Source organism: Caballeronia sp. GAFFF2 (assembly GCF_023631485.1).
Taxonomy (GTDB): domain Bacteria; phylum Pseudomonadota; class Gammaproteobacteria; order Burkholderiales; family Burkholderiaceae; genus Caballeronia.
This window is the reverse complement of the sequence record NZ_JALQDA010000015.1, coordinates 71831-90095: the sequence shown is the minus strand read 5'-3', so window position 1 is coordinate 90095 and position 18265 is coordinate 71831. Positions and strand designations below refer to the sequence as shown.

Sequence of the window (18265 nt, the reverse complement as noted above, 5' to 3'; positions counted from 1 at the left end):
CCGAAGCTCGATCCTCGAAGCCGCGGTCGCGATGCGCAAGCACACTTGCAGGCAGAATTCGAACCGTCATCTGGCATGCGCTTGCATGCCGGCGCGTTTTACATCGATCACGTTTCGACCTGCACGCCCTCATGGCTGCATCGCCGAGAATCCATCAATCAAACGAGAAGAGGTAGCCATCTTATGACCCAGGTATCCCAATCCATTTTCAAGGCCTACGACATCCGCGGCATCGTCGGCAAGACGGTCGACAAGGACGTGGCGAAGAACATCGGCCAAGCGTTCGGCAGCGAGATCCGCAAGCAGGGCGGCGATTCCGTCGTCGTTGCGCGCGATGGCCGTCTGTCCGGCCCGGAACTCGTCGGCGCGCTCGCGGACGGCCTGCGCGCGGCGGGCGTCGATGTCATCGATATCGGCATGGTGCCGACGCCCGTCGGCTACTTCGCCGCGAGCGTGCCGCTGCCCTTGCCCGAGGGCGAGCGGCGCGTGGATTCGTGCATCGTCGTGACGGGCAGCCACAATCCGCCCGACTACAACGGCTTCAAGATGGTGCTGCGCGGCGCGGCCATCTACGGCGAGCAGATTCAGAGCCTGTATCAGAGGATCGTCAACGACGACTTCGAAACGGGCGAAGGCAGCTACACCGAGTTCGACGTCCAGCAGATCTATCTCGACCGAATCCTCTCCGATGTGAAGCCGGTGCGCGGCATGAAGATCGTCATCGATGCAGGCAACGGCGTCGCGGGCGGTCTTGCGCCGCGTCTGTTCAAGGCGCTCGGTTGCGAGCTGGTCGAACTCTTTACGGACATCGACGGCAACTTCCCGAACCATCACCCGGACCCGGCGCATGCCGAGAATCTGCAGGACGTCATGAAGGCGCTAAAGGAAACGGATGCCGAGATCGGCTTCGCATTCGATGGCGACGGCGACCGTCTCGGCGTGGTGACGAAGGACGGCCAGATGATCTATCCGGACCGCCAGCTGATGTTGTTTGCGCAGGAAGTGCTGTCGCGCAACAAGGGCGGCCAGATCATTTATGACGTGAAGTGCACGCGCAATCTCGCGAAGTGGGTGCGCGAGCAGGGCGGCGAGCCGGTCATGTGGAAGACGGGCCACTCGCTCGTGAAGGCGAAGCTGCGCGAAACCGGCGCGCCGCTCGCGGGCGAAATGAGCGGTCACGTGTTCTTCAAGGACCGCTGGTACGGCTTCGACGACGGCCTTTACACGGGCGCGCGACTCCTCGAAATCCTTTCGCGCGTGGACGACCCGAGCAAGCTGCTCAACGACCTGCCGAACTCGCTGTCGACGCCTGAATTGCAGATCAAACTGGAAGAAGGCGAAAACTTCGAACTGATCGGACGCTTGCAGAAGTCGGCGAAGTTCGAAGGCGCGGACGATGTGCTGACCATCGACGGATTGCGTGTCGAATATCCGGATGGTTTCGGTCTCGCGCGTTCGTCGAACACGACGCCGGTCGTGGTGATGCGTTTCGAGGCGGACACCGAAGAGGCGTTGAAGCGCATTCAGGAAGATTTCCGCCGCGTGATTCTGGCGGAAAAGCCGGACGCGAAGCTGCCGTTCTGATTTGGACGGAGTGGGTCTAGATGGTTGGGAAGCGGCGCGGTTGGGCAAACCGCGCCGTTTTTCATTGGGAATAAAACTCTGCCGAAAGAATCTGGTCGGTCGACCAGGACAGTTCTTCCGGGAACGCATCTAGTCCTTGTTCTTCGGCGGCTTTCGAAACGGCATCGGTCCACGTTCCGGTGAGCCAGCCCGAGTCGCGCAACGAAGTGTTCAGACTCGGCGTCTTTAGCAGCGCGACGCCGACGGCGCGGCGCTGTTCCTTGATCGTACGCTGCCAACTCGAGCCACGACGTCCCGGTTGGTATTGCCACTTGAGAAGATGCGCAAGCAGCACGGCCATACGGCTGGAAAGCTCGCGTTGTTCGCTCTTGCCGACGTCCTCGATTTCCTCTGCGATAGGTTCCACATCGATGGCCGAGAACTTACCGGCCCGCAGCAGCTCGGCTTGTTCCCGCGCCCACGCCACCACGTCCTGTTCGTAACGCGTTTCCATCGCAGCTCCCTTTGTGGTCGGATATCCGGTACGGCTTGCCCGGTGATCGTCGTGTTACCGGCTTTTTTGCGCCCTTAAATCGCTTCAGGAGACAGCGAGCGCCGCCGCGCGCACAACCCGCGCTAAAATCCCGTTTCCCCATCTCCAATTCACCGCGAGAATCGCCCGAACGCGAATCCGCGCCTGTCCCAATCAGCGTGCAAAAGATCCTGATCGTTCGCGTGTCGTCGCTTGGCGACGTCGTTCACAACATGCCGGTCGTCGCCGACATTCGCCGCCGTTATCCCGATGCGCGGATCGACTGGCTCGTCGAGGAAAGTTTCGCGAGTCTCGTCGAACTCGTCGATGGCGTGCATCGCGCGATCCCGTTTTCGCTGCGACGCTGGCGCAAGAGTTTCGCGTCGCCCGCGAACTGGCGCGAGATCGGCAAGTTCAAGCGCCAGCTCGCCGCCGAGAAATACGATCTCGTGATCGACTGTCAAGGGCTCATCAAGACCGCGTGGGTCGCGAGCTGGGCGCGCGGGCCGCTCGTCGGCTTGGCGAATCGCACGGAAGGCGCGGGCTTCGAATGGCCCGTGCGCTTTTTCTACGACCGCCGCGTGCCGATCGAGCCGCGCACGCATGTGGTCGAACGCACGCGCCAGCTCGTGGCCGCCGCGCTCGATCTGCCGCGCCCGCAGCCCACCGACGATATCGACTTCGGCATCGATACGCGCCGTGCAACGCTCGCCATTTCAGAGCTCGGGCTGAATCTGCCGGTGCCTTATGTCGTGTTCGTGCACGCGACCTCCCGCGCCGACAAACAATGGCCCGAAGCCGCGTGGATCGAGCTCGGACAGGCGCTCGTCACGCGCGGTGCATCGATCGTGCTGCCGTGGGGCAACGAAGCCGAACGCGCGACGAGCGAGAAACTCGCGAAGGAATTCGGCGCGGCTGCCATCGTGCCGCCGAAACTCTCGCTGCCCGCGGTCGTCGGGCTGATCGATGGCGCGGCCGCGACCGTTGGCGTCGATACCGGGCTGGTTCATATCGCGGCGGCGCTGAAGCGTCCGACCGTCGAGTTGTACAATTTCTCGACCGCCTGGCGCACCGGCGGCTACTGGTCGCCGAAGGTCGTCAATCTTGGCGACGCGAGCCGGCATCCCACGTTGTCCGAAGTCAAGGCAGCGCTCGCGGGCTTCGGTCTCTTGTAGCGTGCCGTGATAGCGTGCCCGTCGCGCATTACGTTTCCAGGCGCCAAGCAACTCAAGGTCGAAGGCACATGACGGAATCTCAAATCATCGAAGTCGCTTCGTGCGATTGGCACGGCAAAAATCTTTCCGTACCGCGCGAAACGCTGCTCGCCGGCGTCGAAAACGGCAAAGTCCTCTATTTTCCCAATCTGCGCTTCGAGATTGCGGGCGGCGAACAGGCGCTGCTCGACCCGCGCATTGCAGACCCGAAGCGCAAGAACATCAGCCTCGCGCCCAACGGCGGCGCGCTTGCTGGCGTGCTCGGCGACAACGTGATGCAGTCGGCGGTGCGCTCGCTCATCGCGCGCTATCAGACGAACGCGCGCTCCCTGGTGGATGGCCTCTTCCCCGAATACGACGGCAAGTTGCGCGTCGCGCCAACCAGCTTGCGGCTGCATCAGGTGGAAACGCGCGAGACATCCTGGCGCAAGGACGACAGCCGTCTTCACGTCGATGCCTTTCCGTCGCGGCCGAATTACGGCGAACGCATTCTGCGCGTCTTCACCAACGTGAACCCGCAAGGCGCGCCGCGCGTGTGGCGCGTGGGCGAGCCGTTCGAGGACATGGCGAAGCGCTTCCTGCCGAACATCAAGGCGCAGACGCCGGGCGCGGCGTGGCTCATGAATCTGCTGCACATCACGAAGTCGAAGCGCAGCGAATACGATCACCTGATGCTGCATCTGCACGACGCGATGAAAGCCGATCTCGATTATCAAAAGGTTTCGCCGCAAGTGACGATGCCGTTTCCGCCCGGCTCGGTATGGGTCTGTTTCTCCGACCAGACGTCGCACGCGGTGATGTCCGGCCAGTTCATGATGGAGCAGACGTTCTTTCTGCCCGTCAAGTCGATGGCGCGGCCTGAGCGCGCGCCGCTCGGCATTCTCGAACGTCTCAAGGGCAGGGCGCTCGTTTGAACGGCGCAGCTATCGGAGCCGGCGCGCCGCCTGCCTCGGCGGTGCTGATGAGGCTCGTGTATCGCGCGGCGTGGTGGCTCGTTGCGCCGCTTGCGGTGCTGCGTCTGTTGATTCGTTCCCGCAAGGAGCGCGGTTATCGCGAGCATATTGCCGAGCGCTTCGGTCGCGGTCCCGCGCGCCGCGCCGACGATCTCGCGCCGCTCGTCTGGGTGCATGCGGTGTCCGTGGGCGAGACGCGCGCGGCGCAACCGCTCATCGAAGCGTTGCTCAAGACGCATCCCGAAGCGCGGCTGCTCATTACGCACATGACGCCAAGCGGCCGCGCGACCGGCGAGCAGCTTTATGGCGATCGCGTCATGCGCGCTTATCTTCCCTACGACTCGCCGCGTTTCGTGCGGCGTTTTCTGCGTGCCTGGCGGCCGTCGCTCGGCATCGTGATGGAGACGGAAGTGTGGCCGACGCTCATCGACGAATGCAAGCACGCGGACGTGCCGCTCGTGCTGACGAACGCGCGCATGTCGGAGCGTTCGTTCAAGCGCGCGGCGCGTTTCGGGCGCGCGGTGCGCGAAGTGTTCGGCGGCTTTTCTCGCGTGCTGGCGCAGACGCCTTCGGATGCCGAGCGGCTCATCGCGCTTGGCGCGCGCAATGTCGCGGTGCTCGGCAACCTGAAGTTCGACATGAGCGCGCCGCCTGAACTCGTCGCACGCGGACAGGCCTGGCGCGCAGCCATCGGCAATCGGCCGGTGTGGGTGGCGGCAAGCACGCGCGAAGGCGAGGAAACTTTGGTGCTGCGCGCGTTCGCCGCGCTGAACGTGCCCGATGCGTTGCTGATTCTCGTGCCGCGCCATCCGCAACGGTTCGATGAAGTATCGGCGATGATCGCGGCCGCCGGCATGAAGAGCGCGCGCCGTTCAGTGTGGGCGCCAAAGGCCGTGGCGGCGGGATCGGGCGCGGACGTGCCGGAGCCGTTGCCATCGAACGTGCAGGTTTTGCTCGGCGATTCCATGGGCGAACTCGGCGCGTACTACGCGGCGTCGGATCTGGCGTTTATCGGTGGGAGTTTGTTGCCGCTTGGCGGGCAGAATCTGATCGAGGCGTGCGCGGCGGGCGTGCCGGTGCTGATCGGACCGCATACCTTCAACTTCACGCAGGCGACCAACGATGCCATCGCGGCGGGCGCGGCGTTGCGCGTGCAAGACCCGCAGGAACTCGCGCGCGGCCTGCGCGAGTTGTTCACCGACAAGCCGCAGCGTCTCGCGATGAGCGCGGCGGCCGCGGCGTTCGCGGCGCGGCATCGCGGGGCGACGGAGCGCACGGTGTCTATTCTGGGTGCGTTGCTGGACGAGGAGAGTGACGCGGAGCGTTGAGCCAGCGGCGACGACTCAGCGTGCCAGCAAGGCCGCAACGCATCGCGCGAAGCGTTCGTTGCTCGCCGCGATGCCGTATTCCTCCGCGCGTTCCAGCGCGCGCGCCTGCATGTCGGCGCATAACGTGTCGTCGGTCAAGACGCGGCGCAGCGCATTCGCCATTTCATCCACGGATTCCACCGGAACCAGCAGACCGAAGCGCCCATCGCCGAGAATCTCGCGCGGGCCGGTCGGGCAATCGCTCGCGACCACTGGCTTACCGAGCGCGAGCGCTTCGAGCAGCACCATCGGCATGCCTTCGTAGCGCGAACTCAGCACCTGCAGGCGCGCGCGTGCGACGAGCGCATGCGGATTATTTCGATATCCCATGAAATGCACGCGCGCCGCGATCCCCAGTTCGTTGGCGAGACCTTCGAGTTCGCGGCGAAACGCGCCGTCGCCGACGATCACGAGATGTTCGATGATCTGCCCGTCGCGCACGAGTTCGGCATAAGCGCGCAACAGCGTGCGATGGTCCTTTTGAATTTCGTCGAGCCGCGCGACGGAGACGATATACGGCGCGTCGCACGGCGCTGCTTCGCTGATCTGTCCGTTCTGCCGAATGCGCTCGATATCGATGGCGTTCGGCAACACGAAGATCCGCTTCAGCCCGCTGCCGAACATGGCGCGCGCTTCCGCCGCCATGTGATCGTTGAGCGCCGCGACGCCGTCGTAGCGCGCGAACTGCTCGGCAAGCCGGCGTTGTCGGCGCGGACGGCTGGCAAGCCTCGCGTCGAAGCTGAAATGATTCACGCCGAGCCACGCTATGTCGAACTGACCCGCAAGCCGGCGCAGCGACATGTCGTAATCGACGATCAGCGCATGCTGGCGCGCGAGCGTTTCTACACGACGCTTCACATAGGGCCGCACGACGAGCGTATTGAAGACATCGCGGCCGACGCGCCCGAGCTTGCCCAGGCGCTTCGCGTAGCGCCGCGCCTGAAAGGTGTTGAGCCACGGCTTTTCCGCGAGGATTTCGATCTTCACGTCCGGCGGCACCAGCGCGCGAAAGCGGTTTTCGAACGCGGGCGACGGGTGCATGACGGACAATGTGACGGCGAAGCGCGTGCGGTCGAAGACGCGCAGCCATTGAATCAGCGAGGACTCGATACCGCCATCGCCGAAGTCCACGATGTGGAAGAGGACGGGGACGGGCGTGGAATCGATTCCGGTTTGGCCTGGAAAAGGGTTCGTGGACGGTTGTTCGGACAAAGCAGCAGTGGGCATCATGTATCACGCTCGCAATTTCGGCGCAGGCGAACGTGAGGATCGAGGAAGCCGGTATGCTACCGCACGGGGTGTGGCGATGCAGAAAGCCGCCGGAAAATGCGGCAAAGTTACTGGCCGCGCGTCGTTGAAGATCATCATCGGACGAAGAAGGCACGTCATGGCGAGCGAATGGAAGCGGCGCATCATCGTGTTCGTGAAACGCTTCTGGCAACCGACGAGCGCGTGCATGACCTGCATGCCGGGAAGCTGGATGAACGTCATGAGCCTCGCGCACTGGACGCTGGCTTTCAAGACAGGGCTCGCCACGGGCATTCTCGCTGTGCTGATCACATTCACGCCGGCGCGCAGGCTGTTTTTGAATCGATATGGCAATGCGCTCGTCGTCGGTGTTCTCACCATGATCGGCGACGCATATTCGCATGCGAATCACTACGGTGTTCCGTTTCTCGAACCTTTGATGACGGGGCTGACTTCCGGTGTGCTGGCGCTCGTCGGGTGGTATCTGTTCGAGGATCGCGGGCGGCGGATACGGGCGGTTTGGGCGTCGATCTTTCGAGCCAGCCGCTCCCGTTGAGCAGTATTGCAGCATTGGCATTCGAAGAAAAGTAGCAAGAACCGCTGACACGGAAGTCGTCCAGAAGACCATTCTTGAGACTTGCATCGCCCGCAATCTACGATGGTATGCTTATCTGACCCTGCGTCGCTGGACCAGACCGATCAAAATTCATTACTACTGCGCCGCAAAGTGATAGCCACCATTCGTATCGAGAACTACAAATCAATCACTAGCTTGCCCCTTGAACTGGGACGAGTAAACGTTCTTATTGGTGAGAACGGTGCGGGGAAAAGCAACATTCTGGAAGCGATCGCTTTGGCCGGCGCAGCGGCTGCACGCAAGCTCGATAACGAATTCCTCGTGTCGCGTGGAATAAGAGTCGTCAGACCAGCAGATATGCGGCCGGCATTTGCGGGCGTCGATCCTCTCTCGGCGATCAAGGTTACGGTGTCCTCTAATGAAGACGAGAACGTGTCGTTCGCAATGGTCAACGACAATGAGCCGTATTCGAAATGGACGTTGAGTCAGCCGGGGGATCAGGTGGAGTTCGTGGCCGAACAGGGCGGAAAAATAGCGGCATATCTGCAATCCGTCAATGTCAGCGCTCATAGTCCGCGTGAACTAACTGATACGCTGAAAGTCGTCAGCGCCTTCGTTGAAGTTTTAGGTAAGGAATTGGAGCAGGGAAAGAAAGGTCTAAATGCATCGGCAAGATCATCCAACGAAGACTCGCCTGAAGCTCTGCTTATGTCGGTAATACACGACAAGACCCACAAATATCTTAGCGGCTTCATCACCTACTCACCAGAAAATTCAGCGCTGAGAACTGCGCGGCGCGAGGGACAAATAGAGCCTCTGGGAATAAGCGGCGAAGGCGTTTCGCGCCTATTTGCGTACTATGTTCATCAAGCCAAGGGAGGTCAGGGAATCGACCCCGATGCAATGCTGCGCGCTCAAGAAATTCTGGAATCGCTCGATTCATCGCTGCGCGTCTTAGGCTGGTTTGACGGACTTCGCCTTGCCAACGAGAGCAAGGATGAGGCGCTGGAGATTCGCGACTTCTTCGTCGACGAGTCCGAACGCTTCTTTGAGTATTCCAGCGCGAACGAGGGGTTCTTCTTCCTGCTGTTTTATTTTCTTTTGTTTGCGAGCGATTTGACTCCGCCGTTTTTCGCTATCGACAATATCGATGCTTCATTGAATCCGGGCCTTTGTCGCAGCATGATGCGCGAGTTGGTGGAACTGGCAAAGAAGAATCAGAAGCAGGTCATATTCACCACTCACAACCCGGCTGTTTTAGATGGCCTTAACCTCGACGACGACGAACAACGTCTTTTCGTGGTTAGGAGAAACCTCGACGGTAAGACCATGGTCGATCGCGTGCTGAAGCCCAGGAATTTCGAAAATCTTCCTAACCTCAAGATGTCGGAAGCCTTCATGCGCGGGTTGATCGGTGGGATTTCAAGTTCGTTCTAAGATGAAGAAAATTGCCCTTGTTTGTGAAGGCGCGACAGATCAGCGCTTCCTTGAATATTTGTTGGACGGCTTTTATGGCGGAGATTTGGTTTTCAACTCCATTCAGCCGGAACTGGATGCAACGGATAAAGATCGGCAAGGAAGCTTCGGCGGATGGGAAAATGTGTTTTCGTTTCTGGAGCGCCGTGGTGTGCTCGACGAAATTTTCGCGACGAACGATTTCTTAGTCATCCAGATTGATACCGACGTTTGCGAGCATGAACATTTTGCAGTGTCTCGCTTCGTCGACGGAGCAGAGAAGCCCATCGCGAGATTGATATTCGACGTGCGGGCAACTCTGATTGCTAGGGTAGGAGTCGAAGAGTTTCTGAAGTATGAGAAGCGCATTGCATTCGCCATATGCGTGCATTCGCTCGAATGCTGGCTTCTACCGCTTCACGCCATCAACAAGGCCGACTTTACGGCGACACTGACGTGTGAAGACAGACTTCGGAAGGCTCTGGCGGCGCAGGAAGAGAAATTCGAGAAAACTGCCGCATACTATCGGAGGCTTGCGAAGCCTATGCGGAAGAAGGAAAAGAGAGAACTGTGCTGCCGGCACAACGAAAGTCTTCGTATATTCGTCGATTCTCTGCCAGGCATTAGTGACGAAATCGTCACCTGACGTTTGTCCGAGGTTGAGCGGCGTTTGCGAGCCGTCCCGGACATGAATGATGCGATAGGACAAGCAAGCTCCAACCTGCAAATCGAAGCGATGACCACTCGCCCGAACGCCGCCTTCACCGCCTTGCTCGCCGCCGCGTTATTCGGCGCGACCACACCCATAGCCAAGGCGCTCCTGGGCACGCTTGCACCCTTCATGGTTGCCGGATTGTTCTATCTCGGCAGCGGCATCGGGCTTGCCATCGTGTTGGTCGTGCGGCAGACGCTTTCCGCCACACGCGTCGAGCGTGGCGACATCCGCATCCCGCGAAACGAAACGCTTTGGCTCGTCGGCGCCATCGCGGCCGGCGGCGTCGCGGGCCCCGCGCTGCTCATGTTGGGACTCGCCGCCACGCCTGCCGCGACCAGTTCGCTGCTGTTGAATCTCGAAGGCGTGTTCACCGCCGTCATCGCGTGGGTCGTCTTTGGGGAAAACGTCGACCTTCAGGTGTTCCTCGGCATGGTCGCGATCGTCGCCGGAGGCGCGGTGCTTTCGTGGCAGCCGGGCGCGGGCGGCATGACGTCCGGTGCACTGTTGGTCGCGGGCGCGTGCTTTTGCTGGGCCATCGACAACAATCTGACGCGCAAGGTATCGACGAACGATGCCTTCGTCATCGCGTGCGTGAAAGGGCTCGTCGCGGGGACGGTCAATCTCGGCATCGCCTGCATGCTCGGCGCGCGGCTTCCCGATGCGTCGCATATGCTCATGGCCATGCTTGCGGGATTTGCCGGATACGGTGTGAGCCTCGTTCTCTTCGTGGTCGCGCTGCGCAATCTGGGCACGGCGCGCACCGGCGCGTATTTTTCGGTTGCGCCGGTTTTCGGCGTCGCGCTCTCGCTGCTTCTATGGCCGGAATCGCCCTCGATGCTCTTCTGGTGCGCCGCCGCGCTAATGACGCTCGGCGTATGGCTACATTTGCGGGAACGTCACGAACATGCCCACACGCACGAGCCGCTCGCGCATACGCACCGGCATCGACATGACGAGCATCATCGGCATGAACACGATTTCGAATGGGATGGCGTCGAGCCGCATGTGCATGAGCATCGGCATCTGCCGATCACGCACACGCATGCACATTTTCCGGATATTCATCATCGGCACCGTCATTGACGGCGCTCGAAGCGCCTAAACCAGCAAGCCCTTCTTCTCGATGAAGCCGATCACCGTATCCACGCCATCGAGCGCCTTGAGGTTGCACATCACGAACGGACGTTCACCGCGCATCTTCTTTGCGTCGCTTGCCATCACGTTGAGATTCGCGCCGACATAAGGCGCGAGATCCGTTTTATTGATGACGAGCAGATCCGACTTCGTGATGCCCGGTCCGCCTTTACGCGGGATCTTCTCGCCGCCCGCGACATCGATCACATAGATGGTCAGGTCCGACAGCTCGGGGCTGAAGGTCGCCGCGAGATTGTCGCCGCCCGATTCGATGAAGACGATGTCCGCATCCGGAAAGCGCGACACCATGCGATCGACGGCTTCGAGGTTGATCGACGCATCCTCGCGAATGGCCGTGTGTGGGCAACCGCCCGTCTCCACGCCCATGATGCGCTCGGCGGGCAGCGCGCCCGCAACGGTCAGGAGGCGCTGATCTTCCTTCGTGTAGATGTCATTGGTGATGGCGACGAGATCGTAATTCTCGCGCATCGCCTTGCAGAGCATTTCGAGCAGCGTGGTCTTGCCGGAGCCGACCGGCCCGCCCACGCCAACGCGCAACGGCGGCAGCTTCTTGGTTCGACGGGCGGCGGAAGAATAAGCAGGGGCGTTCATGGGCGTTGTTTGAAGTGCTTCGGTTTCTGCGATCAGGAGCGGAAAAGCCGCGAATATTGCGACTCGTGCCGCGCCGACAAAATGCCGAGTTGCGGCGCGAAAGTATTGACCTGGTTCGGCGATGTCGCCAGCGCGCGGCGCACGGCGTCGTCTATCGGCGCGCGTAACGCCACGATGATGCGCTGCCCCGCAAGTTGCCCGAGCGGCACGGCCTTGAGCGCCGCGGCCGCCTGATTCTCGACCCAACTGAACGCGTAGGCGGCGAGCATCGCGTCGGGCGCGGCATCGTGCGCGAAGGCGGCAAAGGCAAACGCCGTCGGTTGCGCAATCGGCTTGATCGCGGCAAGCGTGGCGCGGCGCGCGGCATCGCCCCATTCGAGCGACGCGCACAACTGCGCAAGCGACCAGCCCATTTGCTCGGTCTCGCGGCGCAACTCCGACGACTCGCGGCTCGCGATGTATTCGTCGTTCGCCGCGGTCAAGGCGGCTTCGTCGTGCGCGTGCCAGCGTTGCAGCTGATGCGCGAGAAACGGCAGTTCGCCGCGTGCGAGCACGTTGACGAGCCCGCTTGCAATCCAGTCGCGGGCACTGTCGGCATCGTGGATGAAACCGTGTTCGATGGCCGCTTCGAGTCCTTGCGAATAGCTGAACGCGCCGATAGGCAGCGCAGGCGACGCCAGATGCAGCAGCGCGGTGAGTTCAGCGGTTTGCATCAGTGATCGTGCTTGTGCTTGTGGTCGTGGCCATGATCATGCGAGTGATCGTGGCCGCATTGGGAGTGATCGTGATCATGGGCATCGTGAGCGTGCTTGTGCTCGTGTTCGTGGTCATGGTCGTGCGAATGCCCGTGATGCTCGCTATAAACCTTCTGCGCGAGCGCATAGTCCTCGCCGAAGGTTTCATCGTGGCCGTGCTTGTGCCCGCCGCCATAAGCGCCGGTCTCAGGCTGAAACGGCTGCGACTCATGCCCGACGATACAACCGAGACGCCTGAGCATGTCTTCGAGCACCGGATCGGCTTCGAGCTTCAAATACTCCGCGCCGACTTCGACCGGCGTATGCCGGTTGCCAAGGTGATAAGCCGCGCGTGTCAAGAGACGCACGCTCGGCGCCCGCACGATCAGCACGTCCTCCGGCGCGGCCACCACGCGCACGAAACCGCCATCGTCCGCGACGAGCATGTCGCCGTCCGCGAGCACGGTGCCGCGCGGCATCACGAGCGCGACTTCCTCGCCGTGGTCCAGCGTGGCGGCAAGGCGGCTCTTGCAGCGCGCATCGAAGGCGAGCGTGAGCGTGGGCGCGCGTTTGACGAGTACAGGTGCGAGCTTGGCGGTAAGGCGTTTATCGATAGTGCGCATGGCGTGCGTCAGAACAGGAAGTAGCGTTGCGCCATCGGCAGAACGGTGGCGGGGTCGCAAGTGAGCAGTTGTCCGTCGGCGATCACCTGATAGGTCTGCGGATCGACGCTGATGGACGGTTGCCATGCATTGTGAATCATGTCGGCCTTCGTCACCTTGCGGCAGTTTTTCACGGCGACGACCTGCTTCTTCAAACCGTAGCGATCCGCAATGCGCGCTTCCGCCGCCATCTGCGAGACGAACGTCAGCGACGTCTTGCCGAGCGCGCCGCCGCGCGTGGCGAACATCTCGCGATAATGCACCGGCTGCGGCGTAGGAATCGATGCGTTCGGATCGCCCATCTGCGCCACCGCGATCATCCCGCCCTTGACGATCATCGCGGGCTTCACGCCGAAGAACGCCGGTTCCCAGAAGACGAGGTCGGCCCACTTGCCCGGCTCGATGGAGCCCACTTCATGCGCGATGCCATGTGTGATCGCCGGGTTGATCGTGTACTTCGCGACATAACGCTTCGCGCGGAAGTTGTCGTTGCGTCCGGTGTCCTCGGGCAGCGCGCCGCGTTGCACCTTCATCTTGTGCGCCGTCTGCCAGGTGCGAATGATCACTTCGCCGACACGGCCCATAGCCTGCGAATCCGACGAAAGCATGGAAAGCGCGCCCAGATCGTGGAGGATATCCTCGGCGGCAATGGTCTCGCGCCGAATGCGCGATTCGGCGAATGCAATGTCTTCCGCAATCGACGGGTCGAGGTGATGGCACACCATCAGCATGTCGAGATGCTCGTCGAGCGTGTTGATGGTGTAAGGGCGCGTGGGATTGGTGGAAGAGGGCAGCACGTTGGACTCGCCGCACACCTTGATGATGTCGGGTGCGTGACCGCCGCCCGCGCCTTCGGTGTGATACGTATGAATCGTGCGGCCCTTGAACGCGGCGACGGTGGTTTCGACGAAGCCGGCTTCGTTCAGCGTGTCCGTGTGGATGGCGACTTGCGTGTCGGTGTCGTCGGCGACGGAAAGGCAGTTGTCGATAGCCGCAGGCGTCGTGCCCCAGTCTTCGTGCAGCTTGAGGCCGATCGCGCCCGCCTTGATCTGTTCGACGAGCGGTTCCGCCAAGCTCGTGTTGCCCTTGCCGAGAAAGCCCAGGTTGACCGGCCAACCATCGGCGGCTTGCAGCATGCGTTCGAGATGCCACGGGCCCGGCGTGCAGGTCGTGGCGTTGGTGCCGGTCGCGGGACCGGTGCCGCCACCAAGCATGGTGGTCACGCCGCTTGCGAGCGCTTCGTCGATCTGCTGCGGGCTGATGAAGTGGATATGCGAGTCGATGCCGCCCGCGGTCACGATCATGCCTTCGCCCGCAATGACTTCGGTGGCCGCGCCGATCGCGATGTTCACGTTCGGCTGAATGTCGGGATTGCCCGCCTTGCCGATAGCGAAGACGCGTCCGCCCTTGATGCCGATGTCGGCTTTCACGATGCCCCAGTGATCGAGGATCAGCGCGTTGGTGACGACGGTATCGACCACTTCGGCGGATGGGCGCTGCGACTGGCCCATGCCGTCGCGAATGACCTTGCCGCCGCCGAACTTCACTTCCTCGCCGTACGTGGTGAAGTCGCGTTCGACTTCGATGATGAGGTCGGTGTCGGCGAGGCGCACACGGTCGCCGGTGGTCGGGCCGAACATTTCCGCGTAAGCGCGGCGGCCGATGCGTAACGTCATATCGTAGGTATCCTGGTCAGAGAGGGCCCATCACGAGGCCATTGAAGCCATAGACATGGCGATCGCCCGCGAGCGCGACGAGTTCGACGGTGCGCTCCTGTCCCGGTTCGAAGCGCACGGCGGTGCCGGCCGCGATGTTGAGACGAAAGCCGCGCGCCTTCGCCCGTTCGAACTTGAGTGCCGTGTTGACTTCGTAGAAGTGATAGTGCGAGCCGACCTGCACGGGGCGGTCGCCGTGATTCGCGACGGTGACCGTAACGGTTTCGCGGCCCACGTTGAGTTCGTGCTCGCCGTCGTCGATAAAGTATTCGCCGGGAATCATGTGCTTAAGGGATCGGATGGTGGACCGTGACCAGCTTCGTGCCATCGGGGAAGGTGGCTTCGATCTGGATGTCGGGGATCATTTCGGGCACGCCTTCCATGACGTCGTCACGGCTTAGCAGCGTGGTGCCGTAATGCATGACCTCGGCGACGGTCTGACCGTCGCGCGCCGCTTCCATGAGCGCCGCCGAAATGAAGGCGATGGCTTCCGGATAGTTCAGCTTGAGGCCGCGAGCGCGGCGGCGTTCGGCTAAGAGCGCCGCGGTGAAAATCAGCAGTTTGTCTTTTTCGCGAGGGGTGAGTTTCATCGGTCAGGGACGTTGACTTCGCTTGGGGGCGGGTGATCTATGCTAGCACTGGTTCAAGGGTGGAATGGGGAATCGAGCCCATGCATCGCGGCAAACGAGCCTCACTGAATGAACCTTTGCAGCTCCACCGTCGAAGGCCGCTCGAAAATCTCTTCGGGCGCGCCCGATTCCCAGACTCGCCCCTGGTGCATGAAGACGACCTTGTCGGAAACCTTGCGCGCGAAGCGCATCTCATGCGTGACCATGATGAGCGTCATCCCGTCGCGAGCCAGGCTTTCGACGACCGCCAGCACTTCGCCGACGAGTTCGGGGTCGAGCGCCGAGGTGATTTCGTCGCACAGCAGCACGGTCGGCTTCATGGCAAGCGCGCGTGCAATGGCCACGCGCTGCTGTTGTCCTCCGGATAGCTGCTCGGGATAGGCGTCGAACTTGTCGCCGAGTCCCACGCGTTCGAGCACGCTATGGGCCGTGGCGCGCGCCTTCGCCTTGTGGATCTTTTTGACGACCGTCTGCGCGAGCATCACGTTTTGTCCCGCCGTCAGATGCGGAAAGAGGTTGTACTGCTGAAACACCATGCCGACTTTCAGACGCAACGCGCGGAGGTCGGCGCGGCGCGCATCGATATGTTCGCCATCGATCTCGATCGAACCTTCGTCGATACTTTCCAGTCCGTTCAAGGTCCGCAAGAGCGTGCTCTTGCCCGAGCCGCTTCGCCCGATGATGGCCACGACTTGCCCTTGCTCGACCGAAAAGTCGATGCCCTTCAGAACCTGATTCGAGCCGAACTGTTTTTGCAGATTGCGGGTTTCAACGAGCGGCATTCCATTTCCTTTCGAGCGTCCGCGCATAGCGCGTGAGCGGATAGCAAAGCACGAAGTAGATGATCGCAACGAGGCCGTACACGAGAAACGGCCGGAACGTCGCGTTCGAGATCATCGTGCCGGCTTTCGTGAGTTCGGTGAAGCCGATGATCGAAACGAGCGCCGTATCCTTCACCGCCTGCACCGCGAAGCCGACCGTCGGTCCAATGGCGATACGCAGCGCCTGCGGCAGGATCACATGACGCAATTGCTCGAAGTAGTTCATCGCCAGGCTGGACGACGCTTCCCACTGACCTTTCGGCACGGCTTCCACCGCGCCGCGCCAGATCTCTGCGAGATAGGCGCTCGTGAAGAACGTGAGACCCACGGTCGCCGCGAGCCACGGCGAGACTTCCACACCAATCAGCGGCAAGCCGAAGAACACGAGAAAAAGCTGCATCAGCAAGGGCGTGCCCTGGAAAATCTGGATGTAGCCCTTCACGATGGTGCGCAAAAACTCCGACTTCGACACGCGCATCACGAGCAGCGCGAAGCCGACGACACCGCCGAGCACGAACGAGACGATCGACAGCACGATAGTCCAGCGCGCGGCCAGCAACAGGTTCTCGACGATCTGAGCGAAAGTGAATTCGATCATCGCGCGGGACTCCGGCTGTTGACGAAAAAGCGCTTGCCTGCCGCGTTCAACGCCGCGCGCAGTATCAGCGCGAGCGCGAGATAAGCCGCCGTGATCAGGAAGCACGTCTCGAACGCGCGGAAGTTGCGCGACTGGATATAGCTCGCCGCGTAGGTCAAATCCGGCACGGAGATTTGCGACACCACCGCCGAGCCGAGCATGGTGATGACGATCTGACTCGTGAGCGCCGGGAACACCTTGGCGATCGCTTGCGGCAGCACGACGTGACGAAAGATCTCGCCGCGCGACATGGCAAGCGAAGCGGCCGCTTCGTGATGACCCTTCGGCACGGCGGCAATCCCCGACCGAATGATCTCGATGCTGTACGCGCCGAGATTGAGGGTCATCGCGAGAATCGCGGCGACGTATTCGCTCAAGTGGATGCCGAGCGCCGGCAAGCCGAAGAACACGAAGAACAGTTGCACGATGAACGGCGTGTTGCGGATGGCTTCGACATAGCCGCCGACGGATGCGCGCAACCACGCCCGCGTGCTGTTGCGACCGGCCGCGCCGAGCACGCCGACGGTTACGCCGAGCACCGTCGAGACGGCCGTGAGCGCAAGCGTCGTCGCCGCGCCGCTCGCGAACATGCCCGCATAGTTCGTGAGATCGCCGAATTGGAGTTCATAGGCCATCGCTTGGGCAGTCCTCGATCAGAGGCTTGCGGGCAGCGGCTGGCCGAACCATTTCTTCGACATCGCGCCGAGCGTGCCGTCCTTCTTCGCCTGCGCGATGGCGTCGTTGACCTTCGCGAGCAGCTTCGGCTCGTTCTTGTTCAGGCCGACGAAGCACGGCGAGTCCTTGATGACGAACTTCGGTTCCGGACGGCGCGGCGGATTCTTCGCGATGATCGCGGCAGCCACGATGTTGCCCGCGGCGATCAACTGCACCTGACCCGAGAGGAATGCGGAGATGGTGGCGTTGTTGTCCTCGAAGCGCTTGATGGTGGCGTTGGGCGCCATCTGCGAGAGCGCGATTTCTTCCAGCGCGCCGCGCGTGGCGCCGACGGTCTTGCCGGTGAGATCGGCGGGACCGGTCACCTTGATGTCGGCGGGGCCGAACACGCCCTGGTAGTACGGCGCATAAGGCGCGGAAAAATCGAGGACCTTCTCGCGCTCCGGCGTCTTGCCGAGCGACGAGATCACGAGATCGACCTTGTTGGTGGTGAGATAAGGGATGCGGTTCGCGCTGTTCACCGGCACGAGTTCGAGCTTCACGTTCAACGCCTTGGCGAGCAGCGCGGCGGTATCGACGTCGTAGCCTTGCGGCTTCATGTCGGCGCCCACGAAACCGAAAGGCGGATAGTCCTCGGGCACCGCAACGCGCAGCGTGCCGCTCTTCGCGATGTTGTCGAGCGCATCGGCAAGAGCGGCGAGCGGTGTCAGTGCGAGGAGCGGGGCGGCGAGAAGCGCGGCGAGCGCCGTGCGGCGGCGGGCGAGAGCAAGCTTGATGTGCATCGAAGATCCTTCGTTCTTGAATCGACCGCGTTGGAGAGCGCGGCTTCTGAAGGTTGTCTCAAGCGAAAGTCATGCCATTGCGGCCCACGGCTTGTGGGCAGGAGGATCCGGCGCGGCGGCCGTATGCGCTTGCACAATCGCGGGGCGCGCGGGTGCCTGTTCTTGGTGCGCAAAGTTCGGGCGGCGGCACTGTCTTATTGAACGACATGCGGATTCGTTTCCACTGCCATGCCATCCCGG

At 61.9% G+C, this 18265-nt stretch carries 20 protein-coding genes; 8 read left to right on the top strand and 12 right to left on the bottom strand.

Translation table 11 applies throughout. The features are described from left to right. Nucleotides 1–183: 183 nt before the first annotated feature. The gene (locus NCT04_RS11080; RefSeq protein WP_244826013.1) at nucleotides 184–1584 is read left to right on the top strand and encodes a phosphomannomutase/phosphoglucomutase; all 1401 of its coding nucleotides are present in this window, start codon (nucleotides 184–186) and stop codon (nucleotides 1582–1584) included. 61 nt (nucleotides 1585–1645) lie between these two features. On the opposite strand, the gene NCT04_RS11075 is transcribed toward NCT04_RS11080, so the two are convergent. Next, complete coding sequence (locus NCT04_RS11075; protein WP_250465376.1) at nucleotides 1646–2077, bottom strand: DUF29 domain-containing protein; 432 nt, start codon at nucleotides 2075–2077, stop codon at nucleotides 1646–1648. Nucleotides 2078–2274: 197 nt separating this feature from the next. On the opposite strand from NCT04_RS11075, the gene waaC reads away from it, so the two are divergent. The 3 genes from waaC (at nucleotide 2275) to waaA (ending at nucleotide 5590) form a co-directional block, all read left to right on the top strand. Continuing rightward, a complete protein-coding gene (gene waaC / locus NCT04_RS11070) occupies nucleotides 2275–3270 on the top strand; it encodes a lipopolysaccharide heptosyltransferase I (RefSeq protein WP_250465375.1) in 996 nt (331 codons plus the stop codon). Nucleotides 3271–3338: 68 nt separating this feature from the next. Continuing rightward, a complete protein-coding gene (gene kdoO / locus NCT04_RS11065; protein WP_250465374.1) occupies nucleotides 3339–4223 on the top strand; it encodes a Kdo hydroxylase KdoO in 885 nt (294 codons plus the stop codon). Nucleotides 4224–4267: 44 nt separating this feature from the next. Beyond that, complete coding sequence (waaA, locus tag NCT04_RS11060) at nucleotides 4268–5590, top strand: lipid IV(A) 3-deoxy-D-manno-octulosonic acid transferase (RefSeq protein WP_250465496.1); 1323 nt, start codon at nucleotides 4268–4270, stop codon at nucleotides 5588–5590. A 15-nt stretch (nucleotides 5591–5605) separates the two neighbouring features. Here waaA and NCT04_RS11055 read toward each other — a convergent pair whose 3' ends face one another. Continuing rightward, the gene (locus NCT04_RS11055) at nucleotides 5606–6856 is read right to left on the bottom strand and encodes a glycosyltransferase (RefSeq protein ID WP_502800366.1); all 1251 of its coding nucleotides are present in this window, start codon (nucleotides 6854–6856) and stop codon (nucleotides 5606–5608) included. Between the two features lie 160 nt (nucleotides 6857–7016). On the opposite strand from NCT04_RS11055, the gene NCT04_RS11050 reads away from it, so the two are divergent. The 4 genes from NCT04_RS11050 (at nucleotide 7017) to NCT04_RS11035 (ending at nucleotide 10707) form a co-directional block, all read left to right on the top strand. Beyond that, nucleotides 7017–7433: a hypothetical protein gene (locus NCT04_RS11050; protein ID WP_250465370.1), complete on the top strand. Its 417-nt coding sequence runs from the start codon at nucleotides 7017–7019 to the stop codon at nucleotides 7431–7433. A gap of 81 nt (nucleotides 7434–7514) precedes the next feature. Beyond that, nucleotides 7515–8891: an AAA family ATPase gene (locus NCT04_RS11045; RefSeq protein ID WP_250465369.1), complete on the top strand. Its 1377-nt coding sequence runs from the start codon at nucleotides 7515–7517 to the stop codon at nucleotides 8889–8891. 1 nt (nucleotide 8892) lies between these two features. Beyond that, on the top strand, nucleotides 8893–9555 hold the full coding sequence (locus tag NCT04_RS11040) for a hypothetical protein (protein ID WP_250465368.1): 663 nt from the start codon (nucleotides 8893–8895) through the stop codon (nucleotides 9553–9555). Nucleotides 9556–9645: 90 nt separating this feature from the next. Continuing rightward, complete coding sequence (locus NCT04_RS11035; protein ID WP_250465495.1) at nucleotides 9646–10707, top strand: DMT family transporter; 1062 nt, start codon at nucleotides 9646–9648, stop codon at nucleotides 10705–10707. 15 nt (nucleotides 10708–10722) lie between these two features. Here the strand turns inward: NCT04_RS11035 and ureG are convergent, their stop codons facing one another. From ureG to NCT04_RS10985, 10 genes are all read right to left on the bottom strand, one after another. Continuing rightward, nucleotides 10723–11370: an urease accessory protein UreG gene (gene ureG / locus NCT04_RS11030; protein ID WP_250465365.1), complete on the bottom strand. Its 648-nt coding sequence runs from the start codon at nucleotides 11368–11370 to the stop codon at nucleotides 10723–10725. 32 nt (nucleotides 11371–11402) lie between these two features. Next, a complete protein-coding gene (locus NCT04_RS11025) occupies nucleotides 11403–12083 on the bottom strand; it encodes an urease accessory protein UreF (protein WP_250465363.1) in 681 nt (226 codons plus the stop codon). Continuing rightward, on the bottom strand, nucleotides 12083–12727 hold the full coding sequence (gene ureE, locus NCT04_RS11020; protein ID WP_250465362.1) for an urease accessory protein UreE: 645 nt from the start codon (nucleotides 12725–12727) through the stop codon (nucleotides 12083–12085). The genes NCT04_RS11025 and ureE overlap by 1 nt, the downstream gene beginning before the upstream one ends. Nucleotides 12728–12735: 8 nt before the next feature. Next, the gene (gene ureC / locus NCT04_RS11015; protein WP_250465361.1) at nucleotides 12736–14442 is read right to left on the bottom strand and encodes an urease subunit alpha; all 1707 of its coding nucleotides are present in this window, start codon (nucleotides 14440–14442) and stop codon (nucleotides 12736–12738) included. 16 nt (nucleotides 14443–14458) lie between these two features. Then, nucleotides 14459–14764 carry an urease subunit beta gene (locus NCT04_RS11010; protein ID WP_244825994.1) on the bottom strand — a complete coding sequence of 102 codons (306 nt, stop codon included), beginning with the start codon at nucleotides 14762–14764 and terminating at the stop codon, nucleotides 14459–14461. 4 nt (nucleotides 14765–14768) lie between these two features. Then, a complete protein-coding gene (gene ureA / locus NCT04_RS11005) occupies nucleotides 14769–15071 on the bottom strand; it encodes an urease subunit gamma (RefSeq protein WP_244825992.1) in 303 nt (100 codons plus the stop codon). A 101-nt stretch (nucleotides 15072–15172) separates the two neighbouring features. Beyond that, the gene (locus NCT04_RS11000) at nucleotides 15173–15892 is read right to left on the bottom strand and encodes an amino acid ABC transporter ATP-binding protein (RefSeq protein ID WP_244825991.1); all 720 of its coding nucleotides are present in this window, start codon (nucleotides 15890–15892) and stop codon (nucleotides 15173–15175) included. Further along, complete coding sequence (locus NCT04_RS10995) at nucleotides 15879–16529, bottom strand: amino acid ABC transporter permease (protein WP_244825990.1); 651 nt, start codon at nucleotides 16527–16529, stop codon at nucleotides 15879–15881. Before NCT04_RS10995 ends, NCT04_RS11000 begins: the two co-directional genes overlap by 14 nt. Continuing rightward, entirely contained in the window at nucleotides 16526–17203 is a 678-nt protein-coding gene (locus tag NCT04_RS10990) for an amino acid ABC transporter permease (RefSeq protein ID WP_244825988.1), read from the bottom strand. Before NCT04_RS10990 ends, NCT04_RS10995 begins: the two co-directional genes overlap by 4 nt. An 18-nt stretch (nucleotides 17204–17221) precedes the next feature. Further along, nucleotides 17222–18025: a transporter substrate-binding domain-containing protein gene (locus tag NCT04_RS10985; protein ID WP_250465359.1), complete on the bottom strand. Its 804-nt coding sequence runs from the start codon at nucleotides 18023–18025 to the stop codon at nucleotides 17222–17224. Nucleotides 18026–18265 lie beyond the last annotated feature (240 nt).

Coding starts and splice junctions, on each gene's coding strand:
- NCT04_RS10985 (WP_250465359.1), bottom strand. CDS start 18,025: ATGCACATCAAGCTTGCTCTCGCCCGCCGCCGCACGGCGCTCGCCGCG.
- NCT04_RS11040 (WP_250465368.1), top strand. CDS start 8,893: ATGAAGAAAATTGCCCTTGTTTGTGAAGGCGCGACAGATCAGCGCTTC.
- NCT04_RS11035 (WP_250465495.1), top strand. CDS start 9,646: ATGACCACTCGCCCGAACGCCGCCTTCACCGCCTTGCTCGCCGCCGCG.
- NCT04_RS11000 (WP_244825991.1), bottom strand. CDS start 15,892: ATGCCGCTCGTTGAAACCCGCAATCTGCAAAAACAGTTCGGCTCGAAT.
- NCT04_RS11010 (WP_244825994.1), bottom strand. CDS start 14,764: ATGATTCCCGGCGAATACTTTATCGACGACGGCGAGCACGAACTCAAC.
- NCT04_RS11025 (WP_250465363.1), bottom strand. CDS start 12,083: ATGCAAACCGCTGAACTCACCGCGCTGCTGCATCTGGCGTCGCCTGCG.
- NCT04_RS11055 (WP_502800366.1), bottom strand. CDS start 6,856: ATGCCCACTGCTGCTTTGTCCGAACAACCGTCCACGAACCCTTTTCCA.
- NCT04_RS10990 (WP_244825988.1), bottom strand. CDS start 17,203: ATGGCCTATGAACTCCAATTCGGCGATCTCACGAACTATGCGGGCATG.
- NCT04_RS10995 (WP_244825990.1), bottom strand. CDS start 16,529: ATGATCGAATTCACTTTCGCTCAGATCGTCGAGAACCTGTTGCTGGCC.
- NCT04_RS11075 (WP_250465376.1), bottom strand. CDS start 2,077: ATGGAAACGCGTTACGAACAGGACGTGGTGGCGTGGGCGCGGGAACAA.
- kdoO (WP_250465374.1), top strand. CDS start 3,339: ATGACGGAATCTCAAATCATCGAAGTCGCTTCGTGCGATTGGCACGGC.
- ureE (WP_250465362.1), bottom strand. CDS start 12,727: ATGCGCACTATCGATAAACGCCTTACCGCCAAGCTCGCACCTGTACTC.
- ureA (WP_244825992.1), bottom strand. CDS start 15,071: ATGAAACTCACCCCTCGCGAAAAAGACAAACTGCTGATTTTCACCGCG.
- NCT04_RS11080 (WP_244826013.1), top strand. CDS start 184: ATGACCCAGGTATCCCAATCCATTTTCAAGGCCTACGACATCCGCGGC.
- NCT04_RS11050 (WP_250465370.1), top strand. CDS start 7,017: ATGGCGAGCGAATGGAAGCGGCGCATCATCGTGTTCGTGAAACGCTTC.
- ureG (WP_250465365.1), bottom strand. CDS start 11,370: ATGAACGCCCCTGCTTATTCTTCCGCCGCCCGTCGAACCAAGAAGCTG.
- ureC (WP_250465361.1), bottom strand. CDS start 14,442: ATGACGTTACGCATCGGCCGCCGCGCTTACGCGGAAATGTTCGGCCCG.